Below are 17610 nucleotides of genomic sequence, written 5' to 3' on the forward strand. Positions count from 1 at the left end.
TCGTTTTTTAAAACACATTAATGACGATTCGTCAGTATAGGCAAGGATATGAAGGATAAATTATTTACTTTCGTCCTCAAACATCCAGTTTGGGTGTTGTTGACTGCGATAGTGCTAGTTATGGCTGCTGCAGCCGGTGCTAAAAATCTGGTATTTAAAAGTGACTACAGGGTGTTTTTCAGTGCGGATAATCCGCAATTGATCGCCTATGAGTCGATGCAGAATATCTATAACAAGAGTGATAATGTCGCTTTTATTATCGCGCCAGCTGACGGTAATGTCTTTACAGAAGAAACCTTGAGCGCGGTTAGCCAGATCACTACAGATGCCTGGCAAATCCCTTATTCAACCCGCGTCGACTCAGTCACTAACTTCCAGCACACCTGGGCTGAAGAAGACGATATGATCGTTGAAGATCTGGTGATGGAAGATGCCGAACTGACGCCGGAAAAGCTACAGAGTATTAAAACGATCGCTTTGAGTGAGCCTTTGATGCTCAGTAAACTGATTTCAGCACAGGGGCATGTCACGGTTGTAAATGTGACTGTACAGCTACCGGGGGTGAACCCGGTTGCTGAAGTACCCGAAGTGGTTGAAAAAGTACGTGAGATTCAGCAGAAATATATGGCTGAAAATCCTGGACTGGAGATCAAACTGTCAGGCATCGTAATGATGAATAACAGTTTCGCCGAAGCATCATTGAATGATAATGCAACCCTTGTTCCTGCCATGTTCGGCGTGGTCATCGTGTTAATGTTGATACTGTTACGCACATTTACCGGTACTATTTCTACCGTTGTTATCATTGCTGCCAGTATTGCTGGTGCGATGGGGCTGGCGGGTTGGGGTGGATTGTATCTCACCGGGCCTTCTGCCGGTGCGCCGACTATGATTCTGACACTCGCAGTAGCTGACTGTATTCATATATTAAGCACCATGTTCTTCGAAATGCGTCAGGGTGTGGAGAAGAAAAAGGCACTGATGGATAGTCTGCGGATTAACTTTCAGCCGATTATGCTAACCAGCGTGACGACGGCGATCGGTTTCCTGAGTATGAATTTCTCGGATTCACCCCCCTTTCGTGACCTGGGAAATATCGTGGCCGTTGGTGTAATGCTGGCGTTCATATTGTCGGTAACGCTGTTCCCGGCGTTGCTGATGGTGCTGCCTATCAAGGTTAAGGTACGTACTGAAGAAGACAGTGACTATATGCGTTCGCTGGCGGGATTTGTCACCGGTAAGCGTAAGCTGCTGCTGCCGTTAATGAGCGTGATAATGATCTGCCTGATCGCCTTCTTGCCGCAAAATAAGCTGAATGATGATTTCGTAAAGTATTTTGATACTTCAGTGCCATTCCGTCAGGCGACTGATTTTATGCAGGATAATTTATCGGGTATGACGCAGTTGGAAATCTCGGTTAATAGCGGTGAATCCAGTGGAATAAATGATCCAGCTTATCTTGCTACGCTGGGAAAGTTTACCGAATGGCTACGGGTGCAACCTGAGACCGATCATGTCAATACAATCACTGACACCCTGATGCGGTTGAATAAGAACATGCATGCTGATGATGCCGAGTATTATCGCCTGCCGAAGGATCGTGAATTGTCCGCGCAGTATCTGCTGCTATATGAGATGTCGTTGCCTTACGGGTTGGACCTGAATAATCAGCTGAATGTGGACAAATCATCGACCCGGCTCGTCGGTACCTTTAAAAACATGACCAGTAATGAACTGGTGTTACTTGAAACACGGATTCAGGATTGGTTTGTCGACAATGCGCCAGGGCTGGAAGCTCAGGTGACCGGTCCTAATCTGATGTTTGCTCATATCAGTCAACGTAACATTATCAGTATGCTGTCCGGTATTGCGATGGCACTGGTGTTGATCTCAGTGTTACTGGGGTTTGCGTTACGCTCGGTACGCTTTGGTCTCATCAGTTTAATTCCTAACCTGGCACCAGCTGCCATGGGATTTGGCATGTGGTATCTGATTGATGGTCAGGTAGGTTTGGGACTGTCTGTTGTAGCAGGTATGACATTGGGTATTGTCGTAGATGATACAGTGCACTTTCTAAGTAAATACCTGCATGCTCGTCGAGAAAGAAATGCCGACAGTGTTGCAGCCGTACAATATGCCTTTGGCAGTGTTGGGCGGGCGTTGTGGATCACTACATTTGTGCTGGTAGCTGGCTTTATGGTGCTGGCGCAATCAAGTTTTAAAATCAATGCGGACATGGGCTTTCTCACCGCCGTGACAATTTTGATCGCATTGATTGTTGATTTCCTGTTTCTGCCGCCATTGTTAATGAAGCTGGATGGCAGTAAAAAAGAGACAAAGATTGCCGTTGAGCAAGGAGAATCTAATGAAGTTAAGTAATTCTATTAATATATTTCTGGCGGCAATTATAGCGGTTAGTACGCCGCTGATGGCGCAAACACCGGAAGAGCGTGGGCTGGAGATATCTCAGGAAGCTAAACAGCGTGATCTTGGCTGGGGCGATATGCAGGCCGACATGCTAATGGTTCTGCGTAATAAACAGGGTGAAGAGAGCGTTCGTGAGATTCGACTCAAATCACTGGAGCAAGAGAATGATGGTGATAAAAGCTTGTCTGTTTTTGATAAGCCAAGAGATGTTAAAGGCACCGCGTTTCTAAGTTTCTCGCACCCGGTTGGGGCTGATGATCAGTGGCTCTATCTGCCAGCATTAAAGCGGGTTAAACGGATAGCATCCCGGAATAAATCGGGTCCGTTTATGGGATCTGAGTTTGCTTTCGAAGATTTGTCATCTTTTGAAATTGAAAAATATAGCTATAAATATATACAGGATGAGGCTTGCGAAGCGGGAGAGTGCTACGTGGTAGAGCAGTATCCGGTTGATAAGAATTCTGGTTACACCCGTCGGGTTGTCTGGCTGGACCATGATGAGTACCGCATCTGGAAAGTAGAGTTCTATGATCGTAAGAATAGTTTGTTGAAGACGCTGACCTTTCAGGGATATCAGCAGTATCTTGGCAAATACTGGCGTGCAGACCTGCAACAGATGACTAACCATCAGAACGGGAAAAGTACCGATCTTAAGTGGACGGGTTACCAGTTCCAGTCAGGTCTTAATGATGCTGATTTTAACAAGAATACCCTGAAACGGGCTCGATAATATGAATAAACAGCTATTGTCTGCAGGGCTCACTGCCTTGCTGTTAAGTGGCAGTGTTCAGGCTGAAGATGTCTTCTTTGAAATGACCGGCAAACTTTCCGGAGAGTTTCGAGGCTACATTGATGAGGGGAAATTTACTGGTCAGGATTATCAGACCAGTACTTCATTATCGATTGAACCTGAGCTGTTTTGGGAGCTGAATGGTGGCGATGATATCGTCACGTTTACGCCATTCTATCGTATAGATCAGCATGATGATGAGCGTACGCATGGCGATATTCGTGAGTTAAGCTGGATTCATGTGGCTGATGACTGGGAACTACGGACCGGCTTGCGCAGCGTGTTCTGGGGAGTCACCGAGTTTAATCACCTGGTTGATGTGATCAATCAGACAGACGGTATTGAAGACAGTGATGGTGAAGATAAGTTAGGTCAGCCGATGATTAACCTGTCTCTGGTGAAAGACTGGGGTATTGTTGATCTGTTTGTCCTGCCGGGATTCAGGGAGCGAACCTTTGCAGGTACTGACGGTCGCCTTCGCAGCGGCTTAGTGGTTGATACTGATAATGCCCGTTATGAGTCGGGAGATGGAGATCAGCATATAGATACAGCGATACGCTGGAGTCAGAGCTTTGATCTTTTTGATGTCGGCCTGTATTGGTTTAATGGCACAAACCGTGATCCTCGTTTTGAGGTAGGTATGAAAAACGCGATGCCGGTTCTTATACCTGTTTATGAGCAGATGAATCAGGTCGGTTTTGATGGTCAGGCGACCATTGATAGCTGGTTGTGGAAGCTTGAGTTGTTATGGCGTGATACATCCGCTGAACAATATACTGCGCTGCAAGCAGGGGTTGAATATACCTTCTACGGGATCGCTGAAAGTACAGTGGATTTGGGTGTTCTGGCCGAGTATGGCTGGGATGAGCGGGGCAAAAACGCTGATGCAAATTTTCAGAATGATCTGTTCATCGGTAGCCGTGTAACCTTGAATGATGAAGCCAGTACAGAATTTTTAGCCGGTGTCGGCTATGATGTTGATTATCAAAGCCATAGTTTTTTTGCTGAAGCCAGTAGCCGGTTTGGTGATAATTGGAAAGTCAGTTTAGATGCTCGTTTCTTTGATGCGGGAGACAGTCAGGATCCTATCGTCAATATTGAGCAGGACGACATGGTACAGCTGACAGCGGATTACTATTTCTGATAGATAATATTGACTGCTAAACCGCCGATATGGCGGTTTTTCTTTTTTTGTATTAAGGCGTTGATTGGCTTAATACCAGACTATAGTGAACAGACCGAACGCTTCAGGAGTTATTTATGAAACAGCTATTGATCGTTGCCCATGCGCCTTCTGAAAATACCCGTTTAATGGCTGAAGCTGTCGTAAATGGTGTTAATCACCCTGATATTGAGGGGATTGCTTGCCGTTGGCTTCCGCCTCTTGAAGCGACTCCGGAAGACCTTCTCGGCTGTGACGGAATTATCCTGGGGACAACCGAAAACCTGGGGTATATGAGCGGCGCCTTAAAAGATTTCTTTGACCGCTGTTACTATCCTTGTCTGGAGTTAAAGCAGGGGTTGCCTTGTGCCCTTTATGTGCGGGCGGGGCATGATGGTACTGGTACTTGCCGGGCAGTAGAAACAATTTGTACCGGTCTGCGATGGAGCTGGATTCAACCTCCGTTGGTGTGTAAGGGGGAGTGGGATAGCGAGTTCCTGAAACAATGTGAAACTCTGGGAACAACAATGGCAGCGGGACTGGAAATGGGAGTTTATTGATCTGATCCCCTATTTAGGCTAGTAGAAAAGGGTTGACTGCATTGTGTAGCGTATAACTTGTTATTATACTAACGTCTAAAATTTGATCCGCCAAAGGGCCTGCAAATGAAGAATATGGTGTTTACTGGAGTTGAGTGCGATGACCGTCGTATAGCTGGCGAATTGCAGGCTATGGGTTATTGCGAGTCGCATACCGAAGAGTCAAAATCTACTTTTAGTAAGTTGCTAGAAGCTGTCGGAAACTTCGTAACCTGGATGCGCTGGAAAGGTGAAGTGGGCGTATATGGCTGTCGGGTTGCTGCAGATCATGCCCGATTCATGGAATCTCGTGTTGAGGCATAGTTTTTAATTTAATGCACAAAAAAACCGCTCCTATGAGCGGTTTTTTTATACGTTTTTTAAGGGCACTCTTAACTTAATTTGGGTCGTTGACGAATTTGTTGAAACAGGACACCGCTGATAATCAGAACTAACCCTGCAATGGTTGAAAGCATTACTGGCTCATCTGCGATAGTTGCCAGTAATAGCAGTGATATCGGGGGAGATAGATACACTAAATTACTTAGTTGAGCGGTATTGTCGCTCATTCGCATCGCTTGCATCCATAAGAGGAAGGCAAATCCCATTTCGAAGGTGCCGATATAAATACCCCCGGCGACTGCCTGCCAGGGGACCAGGATAAAAGCGTTCTGCCATAACATCAGTACACTGAGAATAGGTAAACTCAGGCCAAAGCAGAGCATCAAAGAGACGACAGCGTCTCTTGGTCTGCGGGTATTTAAGATCCAGTAAGCGGCAAAGAAAACCGAGCTGCTCAGGCCTAATATCACGCCCAGAGGGTTTTTGAAGTCAAGTGCGAGAAACTGACCCTGAGTGGCAATAACAACCACGCCGCTGTAAGCCAGTACTATGCTCACCAGGTTTTTTAGGGTGAACTGCTGACCGAGGAAAGGCACTGCCATGATGCTGAGTACCACCGCCCAGGTGTAGTTCAACGCCTGAGCCTGTTGAGCTGGAAGCAGGTCGTAAGCGGCAAATAAAATCAGGTAGTAAAGGGTGGGGTTAAGCAGTGCCAGCAGGAGAAAATAACCCGGTGAATCACGTAGATATTGACGGGCCAGTGATTGTTTTTTTTGTAACAGAGTGGCAATAAAAAGAATTACGAAACTGGTGGTAACTGCGATCCACAGCATCTGTAACGGGCTGATCAGAGAAAGCGTTAGCTTGAAAGCGGTGGCAACCGTCGACCACATCAGGACGACGGCGAAGGCCAGAAACAGAGGCTTACGGTTCAAATCTATTGTCCATCATCAGAGTAGCTGAGACTCGATGTCCTTTACATCCTCCATAACCACAAAAGTACTGGTCTGAGTGACGTGGGGGAGTGATGAAATCTTTTCACCCAGGACTTCCCGATAGGATTCCATACCGGTAGTGCGTACCTTTAACAGGTAATCAAAGTTGGCGGCAATCATATGGCACTGTTCTATTTCAGGGATCTCTCGAACCGCATCATTAAATGCCTGTAATGCTCGGGTTTTGGTATCGTTCAGGGATACCTGAACAAAGGCAACATGTTTGGTACCGAGTTTCTTCTGATCGACCAGGGCGATATAGCCCAGAATATAACCCTGTTCTTCAAGCCGCTTCATACGAATCTGACAAGGTGTTTTTGACAGGCCTACCCGGGAAGCAAGTTCTGTCACTGTGATACGGGCATTTTTCTGCAACTCACGCAGAATGGCCATGTCGAGTTTGTCCAAATTATCCATATGATTTCACTGTTCTGGTTGTTCGTTGCTTTTATTTGTTGTTATGGAAAGGATACGGCTATAAAAAGTAAAAATACAGTGAAAAAGACTTCTAGACTTTTCCTATACTTGGTTATTAACTTATCTTTCCCGGTTTTTAGGCCTATCCTGAGTACTATTGGATAGAAAATATGGGGATTAGTGCTAAATTTCAGTGTTCTGCTTCATTGAATGGGCATTGATAAGGGAATAATAACAAGCCGGTACCTGCCGGGAATAGCAAGTGCTATCTGGAGTCTATACAACATGCATGATTTAGTCGGTCTGTCCAAATTGCAGATTATCGATCTGCTCAGCGAAAAACTCTGTGCTCAGGTGAGTAAAAGCCTGCATTCGTCAATGCAGATTTTCACCCAGCAATTTTTGAGTGTTGCAGCACCTGAGGAGTTGCAGGGCCGCTCGCTGGAATATATTTATTCTACTGCGCTGTCCTACTGGCAATTAATGCAGGATTTCCAGGCACCTGCTCCGGATGTTCGGGTGTTTAACCCTGATTACGAACAGCACGGCTGGCATTCGAATCATACTGTCATTCAGATTCATAACGTCGATGTACCTTTTCTGGTTGATTCCATAAGAATGGAATTAAACCGTCGGGGACTGGCTATTCTCAGTGTTAATAACTGTGTACTGGCCTGTGAACGTACCAAAGCCCATAAGTTGAAAAAAATTAAACCTGCTAAAGAGCGGGATGAAAACTCTCAGATGGAGTCGATGATCTACCTGGAGATCGAGCGTCACTCCGACCCTCAGTTGTTGGAGGAGTTGAGAAACAGTTTGCTGAGTGTTTTGGCTGATGTGAAAGCAGTGGTTGATGATTTCGTCCCGATTAAAGAAAAAGCGCTGGAAGTGAAAGAGGAACTGCGAGAGCGGGATGCAAATAGCCCGGAGATTAAGGAAACTCGTAAATTACTCGACTGGTTGTTGGATGATAATTTTATTTTCCAGGGCTATGAAGAAGTTGTTGTCAGCCAGAATGAAGGCAAAGTCTTTACCGATGTAGTGGCCGGAACGCAGTTGGGTACTCAGCGACAGATGTCGGCGCATGCGGAATTGAGTCAGTTGGAACAACAATTTGTGTTGGCTGAAAAACTGGCGATGTTCAGTAAAGACGTACAACGTTCAACAGTGCATCGATCTGTATATCGGGATCTGATTATTATAAAGCGGTTTGACGAATCAGGGAGCGTGATTGGTGAATGTCGCTTCTTTGGACTTTATACTTCGTCGGTATTTCTGACGAATCCCTTACGGATTCCAGTGGTACGGCAAAAACTGATAGGGATACTGTCTGAGTGTGGCTTCGAGCCAGGCGGACACAGTCATAAAGCACTGGTTCAGATTATCACTGATATGCCGCGAGAAGAGTTGATCCTGGCCGAAACTTCCGACCTGAAACGTACCAGTTTTGGTATTTTCAATATGCAGGAAAGGCGTCGTGCCTGCCTGTTTGTTCGTCAGGACTCCAGTAAGCGTTTTTATTCCTGTCTGTATTACATTCCACGTGATCTCTATACCACAAAGCTACGAAATACAGTGCTTCATTTGCTCTATAAAGGGCTTCACGGTCGGGATTATGAAGCGAACTCTCAAATTTCAGAATCGATCTTATCTCGGACACACTTTGTTATTTATAGCGATCCCGACCAGCAGGCTGAAGTTGATATTGCCACCATTGAAGCACGTATACTGGATGTTTCGCGTTCCTGGGATGATGACCTGAATGTCAGCTTGATTGATGCTTATGGAGAAGAGAAGGGCAGTCGCTTTGTAAATCGTTTCAGCGGCGCCTTTACAGCTGCCTACAAAGAAAACTTTTCTACCGGTAATGCGGTCTATGATCTGCAGCATATCTCCTATCTGAAATCAGATGATTCGATAGCAATGAGTTTTTACCGCTCGTTTGAGGAATCAGCGGGTATTCTTAAATTTAAGTTATTCAGCGTTGAACGCCCGTTGGTGCTGTCTGAAGTTATTCCGCTACTAGAAAATCTCGGCCTGAAGGTAATGAGCGAACACCCTTATGTGGTAACCGATCGGGATGAGAAACAGTATTGGATTAGTGATTTTCGCGTCAGCTATGGGCAGTTAGCGGTGGTTGAACTCGACCAGGTAAAAAGTATTCTGCAGGAAGCTTTTGCAAAGGTTTGGGATGGGCAGGCGGATAGTGATGAATTTAACCGACTAGTTATTGCCGGAGGGCTGAACTGGCGTAACGTTGCGATGCTACGGGCTTATGCGCGTTATATTAAGCAGCTTAGATTCGGTTTCTCTCAACCCTTTATGGCTGATGTGTTAGTGCGTAATGTTGCAGTTACACAACAGCTGGTGGCGTTGTTCAGAAGCAGGTTTCAGCCAGATATGCTGGATTCAGAGCATGAGCAGAAAATCGAAGAGAGTATTCTTGCTGCGCTTGAAGGTGTTAGTAGTCTGGATGATGACAAGATTCTTCGGCGCTTTATGGTGGTAATAAAAGCCACCCTACGGACTAACTTCTATCAAAAAAATGAGGGTCAGGACAAAGCCTACTTCTCTTTCAAAATTGACTCGCAGTCGATACCTGAGATTCCTGAGCCTAAACCGAAATTTGAAGTCTTTGTTTATTCTCCCCGTATTGAAGGGGTCCATCTGCGTGTCGGTAAAGTTGCGCGGGGAGGCCTGCGCTGGTCAGATCGAATGGAGGATTACCGCACCGAGGTACTTGGCCTGGTTAAAGCACAGCAGGTTAAAAACTCGGTAATAGTACCGATGGGTGCTAAAGGTTGCTTTATCTGTAAGCGGATGCCCGAAACATCGGATAGAGAAGTGATTCAGGCGGAAGGCATTGAATGTTATAAGACCTATATCCGTGGATTATTAGATATAACCGATAATCTGGTGGCGGGTGACGTGGTTCACCCAGAGTCTGTGGTTCGCCACGATGAGGATGATACCTATCTGGTAGTTGCTGCTGATAAGGGTACGGCGACGTTCTCTGATATCGCAAATTCTATCTCTGAAGAGTATGGTTTCTGGCTGGGCGATGCATTTGCTTCTGGGGGAAGTCAGGGTTATGACCACAAAGGAATGGGGATCACGGCCCGTGGGGCCTGGGAATCAGTTAAACTCCATTTTCGTGAAAGAGGTTTAAATACCCAGCAGGAGGCGTTCACGGTTATTGGTATTGGGGATATGGCCGGCGATGTATTCGGAAACGGTATGTTGTTATCTGAAACCATCAGTCTGGTGGCGGCCTTTAATCACATGCACATATTTATCGACCCTAATCCTGAGATTGCCAGTTCCTTTATAGAGCGTAAACGCTTGTTTGAGTTACCCCGTTCAAGCTGGACTGATTACAATGCTAAATTAATCAGTAAAGGGGGAGGGCTCTTTGCGCGTTCAGCCAAGTGGATCGATATCTCGCCTGAGATGAAAGATCGGTTTGCTATTACCGCGGACCGTCTTGCCCCGACTGATCTGATCAATGCGTTACTAAAAGCGCCTGTCGACATGCTCTGGAATGGCGGTATCGGTACCTACGTGAAAGCGACTCAGGAAACCCATGCGGAGGTAGGCGACAAAGCCAATGACAACTTGCGAGTCAATGGCCACGAGCTGAATTGTAAGGTGTTAGGTGAAGGCGGTAACCTTGGTTTTACCCAGTTAGGTCGTATTGAATTTGCGTTGAAAGGCGGAGCATCGAATACGGACTTTATTGATAATGCTGGTGGTGTGGACTGTTCCGACCACGAGGTCAACATTAAAATACTGCTAAATGAACTGGTCAATCAGGGCGATATGACCATGAAACAGCGTAATCAGCTGTTACGTGAGATGACCGATGATGTAGCAGAGTTAGTGTTGAAAAACAACTACCGTCAGGCTCAGGCGCTCAATATAGCTGAAAGCCATGCTCAGACGTCGCTGGATGATTACCTGCGGTTGATTCATAGTTTGGAGCGAGAGGGTAAACTGAATCCCGAACTGGAATTTCTTCCGACTCTGAAAGAGCTTGATCGTCGTAAGGAACAGGGGCAGGGGCTAACCCGGCCGGAACTCTCAGTATTGATCTGCTATGCCCGAATTGAGCTTAAACAGGCGTTGATTAATTCGTGGCTGACTGAAGATAAAGGCTTTTCCAAAGAGATGGAAACCGCTTTTCCTGCTCGTTTGCTTGAACAGTTTCCTGAAGCGTTACATAACCACCGGCTACGTCGCGAGATTACAGCGACTCAGATCGCTAATGATCTTGTTAATCGCATGGGAATCACGTTTGTGCACAGCCTTAGTGCTGCTATTGGTGTGAGTTATGCCCAGATTGCTGCTGCTTATATGGTCGCTCGTGAAGTTTTCGATATTGAAAATCAATGGCAACAAATCGAATCTTTAGATAATCAGGTGTCGGCTGAATTGCAGGTCGCGATGATGAAAGACTTGGTGCAACTTCTGGCGCGCGGTACTCAATGGCTCTTGCGTCACCACCGTGAGGGGCTGGATATTCAGCATTGTCTGGAGATTTATAAACCGGCGATTGATCAGGTTGTGGCATCAGATGCATCTATTCACAAGGTTATTCCAGCAGATCGACTAATAGAAAAATATGAACGGTATACCGATGCCGGGGTGCCTGGTCAGTTGTCAGCCTTCTGTGCCGCCAGTGAAAATATTTATTGGTTGTTGGATGTAATTGATGTTGCACGTGATACCGATGAAGATGTTGAGCAGGTTGCTAAAACCTACTTTGGTGTTGGCACTAGTCTTAATTTAATCTGGCTGGACTTTCAAATCCGACAATTCAGTAGTGTTAATCATTGGCAGGCACTGGCTAAAAATAGTTATCGGATCGAACTGGATAACCAGCATCGGGCGCTGACGCTTAAGGTATTACAATCCGGAGAACCGGAAAGTAGTGTCGAGCAGCGCTTAGAGCATTGGCAACAGAATAAATCTGTTCAACTGGAACGCTGGCACGATACTCTCAGAGAGATACAAAATACCAAACTGATCGATTGCGCTATTTTTTCTGTCGCTCTCAGTGTTCTGCTGGAACTGAGCTAAGGGAATTGCTTCCTAGTGGCTAATGTAGCTGTGTTTAACCTGCTTTAGCTAAGGGTATGAAAAACGATTCAGAGTAACCCTCTGAATCGTTTTTTTTAATGTATTGGCATTCGTCTCGTTATTAGAAGAAATTATTTTAAATTCTCCATGTTCTTGGCTCAAAAACGATTAAATAGTCTTTTTATTTTACGTAAACAGGAAAAAGGCCTTTTGGTTGTTCTGTAAGCTAATGGCTTCATCTGGCCCTGAATATGCTTTGGTTGTTGTGAATGAAATGTCTGACTGTTCCTAATGGCTGGAACAGGTGCATAGCATTAACTTGAGTCGCTTTGGGGCAAATGGTTGAGGAATAGATCGGCAGGAAGCCGGATCATAAAAAATAAAACAAATTTTCGATGAGGTTCAAAAATGATAACGCTTACTTTTATCATCTATCTGGCACTTATGCTGGCGATCGGTGTTGTTGCATACCGCCGTACTCAGGATCTGTCCGATTATGTTTTGGGTGGTCGTAATCTGGGGCCGCTTCCCAGTGCGTTAAGTGCTGGTGCTTCCGATATGAGTGGTTGGTTGTTGATGGGACTGCCTGGCTATGCAATGTCAGCGGGTTATGGCTCTTTCTGGCTGGCGGGTGGTTTGCTAGTCGGCACCTGGTTGAACTGGCTGGTGGTTGCGCAGCGTCTGCGGGTATATTCTCAGGTGGCTGACAACGCATTAACTCTGCCCGCTTTTTTCGAAAAGCGCTTCAATGACACCAGTCATAGCTTGCGTGTAGTCTCCGCATTCTTTGTCTTAGTTTTCTTCTTGTTCTATACCAGTTCAGGTTTGGTTGCAGGCGGTAAGCTTTTTGAAACCGTTTTTGGTTTTGATTACACCATTGCGGTTATCGTCGGTGCTATAGCTGTTATTTCTTATACGATGTTCGGTGGTTTTCTGGCGGTATCCTGGACTGATGTTGTACAAGGCTTACTGATGGTTGGTGCTCTGGTACTCGTCCCGGTTATTGCGATTGGTGAACTGGGTGGGATGGATGGAACGCTGGCGGCCGTGCATGCGAAAAATCCTGAATTGTTGAATATGTTTACCGATGCAGATGGTGCGCCGATCACTTTAATCGGTACTTTATCTCTGTTGGGTTGGGGGTTAGGTTACTTTGGTCAACCTCATATTCTTGCTCGCTTTAAGGGAATAAAGAGTAAAGATTCAGTGCCAGCCGCTCGTCGTATTGCCGTCATATGGAGTGCTATCTCTATGGCGGGTGCTTGTATGATTGGCCTGGCAGCAATCGGATATTTCCCTGAAGGTCTGGGGGATAGTGAAACTGTCTTTATGGTGTTAGTTGATGCGCTTTTCCATCCGGCAGTTGCCGGTATTTTACTGGCGGCGATTCTGGCGGCGGTGATGAGTACAGCGGATTCCCAATTGCTGGTATCTTCTTCTGCATTAGCGGAAGACTTCTACAAAGCATTGTTTAATAAAGAAGCTTCACAGGAAAAGTTGGTTCAGGTTGGTCGTATCGCTGTGGTTGTTATTGCGGTTATCGCCACTTTCTTTGCATTGGACAAAGACTCTAAAGTACTGAGCCTTGTATCGTATGCATGGGCGGGCTTTGGTGCCGCGTTTGGCCCGGCTTTGATTCTGTCTTTATACTGGAAACGGATGAATAAAGCAGGAGCTCTGGCGGGGATCATCGTTGGGGGCGTGACGGTTGTGGTATGGAAACAGCTAAGCGGTGGCTGGTTTGATCTGTACGAGATCATCCCAGGCATGCTCTTTGCCTTTGTCGCCATTATCGGTGTTACGCTGGCAACACCGGCGCCAGCGCGTGAAACAGAAGAGTGTTTTGAAGAGTTCGAAACGGAATTAAAACGTTAAATAGTTAACGTTTAAGATAAAAAGCCCCGCGTAGCGGGGCTTTTTTTTTGCTTTTAATATTCTGTGCTATTTGTTGGTTTGTGTTTTTTATTACCTTATTTTTTGTTGTTTAGTGATTATATGTATTCAGAATAATCAAAAATAAAGGATCTTATCCTATTATATTGAAGATAATAGGGAATATGATTTATTAAGCGTGGCTACAATAGAGTGAAACAAAGATGGTGTCTCTGACGTTTTGAGTCGCTGATAATGATTGAAGGTGAAGCTATGACAAATACAACTGACCAGTTCCGGATAAAAATTCGTGATCATTACCTTGCTGAAGAGCGTCAGGTTATCCGTGATTTGGTTGCCAATGCGCGTATGACCGCAGAAGATCGGGATCAGATCTCTGCTAATGCGGCACAACTGGTGACCACAGTTCGTAACGAAAGCTCGCCTTCGATGATGGAAAAGTTTCTCGCAGAGTACGGCCTGACGACCAAAGAAGGTGTTGCTTTGATGTGCCTGGCTGAAGCGCTGTTACGGGTGCCTGATGCGGTTACTATCGATGCGCTGATTGAAGATAAAGTGGCTTCTGGCAACTGGGGCGAGCATCTGGGCAAGTCTCGTTCTTCTCTGGTTAACTCATCAACCTGGGCCTTATTACTGACTGGCAAGCTGATTGCTCCAACCGAAGATAAAGGTGTGACTCAGGCGCTACGGGGGATGATTAAGCGTTTGGGAGAGCCTGTTGTACGTACTGCAGTTGGTCAGTCTATGAAAGAACTGGGCCGACAGTTTGTTCTGGGCCGCACTATAGATGAGGCCACTAAGCGCGCGAGGAAATTAGAAAAACAGGGCTATTCATATTCCTACGATATGCTGGGTGAGGCCGCCCGTACGGATGCGGATGCCTTGCGTTATCACCAGTCGTACAGCGATGCTATTAGTAAGCTGACTCCAGCGTGTATTCATACTGATATTCGGATGAATCCGGGTATCTCGGTCAAGTTGTCTGCACTGCATGCCCGGTATGAGTTCGCACAGAAAGATCGGGTAATGGTCGAGTTGGTTGAGCGTACGAAAGCGCTGGCTCTGCAGGCGAAAGAAGCAAATATGGGTTTCAATATTGATGCAGAGGAACAGGATCGTCTGGATATCTCGCTCGATGTTATTGAAGCTGTATTGTCTGATGAGGCCTTAGCAGGCTGGGACGGTTTTGGCATAGTGGTTCAGGCGTTTGGTCCGAGAGCTTCATTTGTGCTGGATTGGCTCTACGATCTGGCAATTCGCCTGGATCGTAAAATCATGGTGCGCCTGGTTAAGGGTGCCTATTGGGATGCTGAAATTAAGCGAGCGCAGGAGATGGGTTTGGATGGTTTTCCTGTTTATACCCGCAAGGTTAATTCCGACGTATCTTATCTCTGTTGTGCTGAAAAATTGCTGGCGATGACCGATCGGATCTACCCACAATTTGCGACTCATAATGCTCATTCCGTTTCAGGCATTCTGCATTTGGCGCGTCATTTGAATCATGAAGATTTTGAATTCCAGCGTCTTCATGGCATGGGAGAGTCTCTGCATGACGCTGTACTGAAATCTGAAAATACTCGCTGTCGGATCTATGCACCGGTCGGGGCCCATCGGGATCTGTTGGCGTATCTGGTACGCCGTTTGTTGGAAAATGGGGCTAATAGTTCTTTTGTAAACCAGATTGTTGATACGCGTATTAAACCGGAGGAAATCGCCCGTGATCCTTTCTCCGCTGTTAGTGCTCTGGGTGAAAACATCAGCAGCAGTGCGATTTCACGCCCGGTTAACCTGTTTGGTGATAAGCGTGTTAATGCCCGTGGCTGGGATATCACAGATTCGGTTCAGGTTGAGGTGTTAGAAGCGCAACGACAGGAATTTAAAACGTTTAAGTGGACGGCTGCCCCTATAATCGCGGGCGAAGTGATGAGTACAGAATCCGTTGCCATTTATAACCCGGCGCTGCCTGATGACTGTGTCGGTCAGGTGACAAATACCTGTGCAGAAGATATTGAACTGGCTATTGAGGCCGCTCAGCAAGGTTATAACAGATGGTCACAAAAGAGTGCCGCAGAGCGGGCATCATGTCTGCAAAAATTTGCAGATCTGCTTGAAGAGAATGCGCCAGAGCTCTTTACACTGACGACCCGTGAAGCGGGTAAAACGCTGCTGGATGCGATTGGCGAACTACGTGAGGCGGTCGACTTTGCCCGTTTCTATGCTCTGGAGGCTATTCGCAATGAAACGGTTGGCGAAGCGCGGGGTGTTATTACCTGTATCTCTCCATGGAATTTCCCTCTGGCCATTTTTTCCGGCCAGGTATTGGCGGCAATTGCCGCAGGTAATGCGGTGTTGGCGAAGCCTGCAGATCAGACACCGCTAGTGGCTGCCCGTGCTGTTGAATTGATGCATCAGGCAGGCATTCCTAATGATGTGGTTCAGTTACTGCCGGGTAGTGGTATCGCTGTTGGCGCTCCTTTGACTTCTGATAGCAGAATTGCAGGTGTCTGCTTCACCGGTTCTACGGTGACTGCGCAACGAATCAATCGGGTAATGGCTGAGAATATGGCTCCAGAAGCGCCATTAGTTGCTGAGACGGGGGGCATGAACGCGATGATTGTCGATTCGACAGCACTACCCGAGCAGGTTGTACGTGATGTACTGGCTTCCTCCTTTCAGAGTGCTGGTCAGCGCTGTTCTGCATTGCGGGTGCTTTATCTACAGAAAGATATTGCCGATAATTTACTGGAGATGCTCTTTGGTGCAATGGATGAGTTGCGTGTCGGTAACCCCTGGGCGTTGAGTACAGATGTAGGGCCGGTAATCGATCAGTTAGCTAAAGATAAGATTGAAGCGCATTGCAGGAAGTTTAGTGCTCAAGGGCGGGTGATGAAGTCCTTAGCTAAGCCAGATGAGGGGCTGTTTGTTTCTCCTACGGTCATTAAGCTGGACAGTATTGCTGAATTGGATGAGGAAATTTTTGGTCCGGTTCTGCATGTAGTGACTTTTGAGGCGGATGAGATCGATGATGTTGTCGATGCAATCAATAACACAGGTTATGGCTTAACATTTGGCCTGCATACCCGGGTTGATAACCGGGTCGCTCAGATCTGCAATCGTATCAAAGTGGGTAACATCTATGTCAACCGTAATCAGATTGGCGCCATTGTAGGTTCTCAGCCTTTTGGTGGTGAAGGTCTTTCAGGTACGGGGCCTAAAGCAGGTGGGCCTCAATACGTAAAGCGGTTTATGAAGACAGAAGCGACAGCAGAGGTCGAATCGGATTTGAGCGCAACAGTGGGTTCCGCTCAGTTGCAAGAAGCGCTGGATCGTCTTGATAATAGTGGCTGGGTGGCAAAAACTGATAAGTCCGAACAGTTGCAGGCTCTGTTTCCTCAATTGGATATTACGTTTGCAGATTTGCAACAAGAAGCCGAGCCAATGCCCGGTCCCACAGGAGAGTTGAATCTACTTTCCTCTCATGCACGTGGAGTAGTGTTGTGCCTGGGGCCTGATCTGAAAAGTGCAATACGCCAGGCCGTATTGGCGCTTTCTCAGGGGAATGCAGTTATGGTTATTGCACCAAACACTGAGGGTAAGTTTCAGGCTGCTACAGAGGCTGGTTTGCCGGTAAAAGCGATCAGTGGGCTGCTGGATCCGAAAGCCCTGGCGAGTGTCACGGGTTTTGCTGCTGTAGTAAGTTGTGCCGATCAGGCTACTTTACATCGCTATCGGGTTGCGTTGGCTTCTCGTGACGGAGTGTTAATCCCACTCATTACTGAACGCAATGCGATAGAGCGTTTTACTTTAGAGCGTCATCTCTGTGTTGATACTACCGCTGCGGGGGGAAATGCCAGCCTGATTGCAGCGTCAGAATAGCTGCTTAAGAGCAGTGATTTTGGTTGTATAAGGCCTCACCACTCTTTGTCT

The 17610-nt window shown here is 46.6% G+C and carries 10 protein-coding genes; 8 read left to right on the top strand and 2 right to left on the bottom strand.

What is annotated here, in order from left to right; genetic code table 11:
• Positions 1-48: 48 nt before the first annotated feature.
• The 5 genes from AMJAP_RS06445 to AMJAP_RS06465 all read left to right on the top strand — a co-directional run bounded on the left by AMJAP_RS06445 (position 49) and on the right by AMJAP_RS06465 (position 5281).
• Positions 49-2379 (top strand): efflux RND transporter permease subunit, encoded by a 2331-nt coding sequence (locus tag AMJAP_RS06445; RefSeq protein ID WP_019621427.1) that lies wholly within the window; start codon positions 49-51, stop codon positions 2377-2379.
• Positions 2366-3157 carry an outer membrane lipoprotein-sorting protein gene (locus AMJAP_RS06450; RefSeq protein ID WP_019621428.1) on the top strand — a complete coding sequence of 264 codons (792 nt, stop codon included), beginning with the start codon at positions 2366-2368 and terminating at the stop codon, positions 3155-3157. Before AMJAP_RS06445 ends, AMJAP_RS06450 begins: the two co-directional genes overlap by 14 nt.
• A 1-nt stretch (position 3158) precedes the next feature.
• Positions 3159-4361 (top strand): hypothetical protein, encoded by a 1203-nt coding sequence (locus tag AMJAP_RS06455; RefSeq protein ID WP_019621429.1) that lies wholly within the window; start codon positions 3159-3161, stop codon positions 4359-4361.
• Positions 4362-4477: 116 nt separating this feature from the next.
• Positions 4478-4939: a flavodoxin family protein gene (locus AMJAP_RS06460; RefSeq protein ID WP_019621430.1), complete on the top strand. Its 462-nt coding sequence runs from the start codon at positions 4478-4480 to the stop codon at positions 4937-4939.
• A gap of 105 nt (positions 4940-5044) precedes the next feature.
• Positions 5045-5281 (top strand): hypothetical protein, encoded by a 237-nt coding sequence (locus AMJAP_RS06465; protein WP_019621431.1) that lies wholly within the window; start codon positions 5045-5047, stop codon positions 5279-5281.
• 68 nt (positions 5282-5349) lie between these two features.
• Here the strand turns inward: AMJAP_RS06465 and AMJAP_RS06470 are convergent, their stop codons facing one another.
• Both AMJAP_RS06470 and AMJAP_RS06475 read right to left on the bottom strand, forming a co-directional pair.
• Positions 5350-6234, bottom strand: coding sequence for a DMT family transporter (locus AMJAP_RS06470; RefSeq protein ID WP_019621432.1), 885 nt, complete (start codon positions 6232-6234; stop codon positions 5350-5352).
• 15 nt (positions 6235-6249) lie between these two features.
• A complete protein-coding gene (locus AMJAP_RS06475) occupies positions 6250-6711 on the bottom strand; it encodes an Lrp/AsnC family transcriptional regulator (RefSeq protein WP_019621433.1) in 462 nt (153 codons plus the stop codon).
• A gap of 285 nt (positions 6712-6996) precedes the next feature.
• On the opposite strand from AMJAP_RS06475, the gene AMJAP_RS06480 reads away from it, so the two are divergent.
• The 3 genes from AMJAP_RS06480 (at position 6997) to putA (ending at position 17559) form a co-directional block, all read left to right on the top strand.
• Entirely contained in the window at positions 6997-11790 is a 4794-nt protein-coding gene (locus AMJAP_RS06480; protein WP_019621434.1) for an NAD-glutamate dehydrogenase, read from the top strand.
• Positions 11791-12198: 408 nt separating this feature from the next.
• The gene (gene putP / locus AMJAP_RS06485; protein ID WP_019621435.1) at positions 12199-13665 is read left to right on the top strand and encodes a sodium/proline symporter PutP; all 1467 of its coding nucleotides are present in this window, start codon (positions 12199-12201) and stop codon (positions 13663-13665) included.
• A gap of 270 nt (positions 13666-13935) precedes the next feature.
• Positions 13936-17559 carry a bifunctional proline dehydrogenase/L-glutamate gamma-semialdehyde dehydrogenase PutA gene (gene putA, locus AMJAP_RS06490; RefSeq protein ID WP_026340075.1) on the top strand — a complete coding sequence of 1208 codons (3624 nt, stop codon included), beginning with the start codon at positions 13936-13938 and terminating at the stop codon, positions 17557-17559.
• Positions 17560-17610: the final 51 nt, after the last annotated feature.

This window comes from Amphritea japonica ATCC BAA-1530 (assembly GCF_016592435.1).
Classification (GTDB): domain Bacteria; phylum Pseudomonadota; class Gammaproteobacteria; order Pseudomonadales; family Balneatricaceae; genus Amphritea; species Amphritea japonica.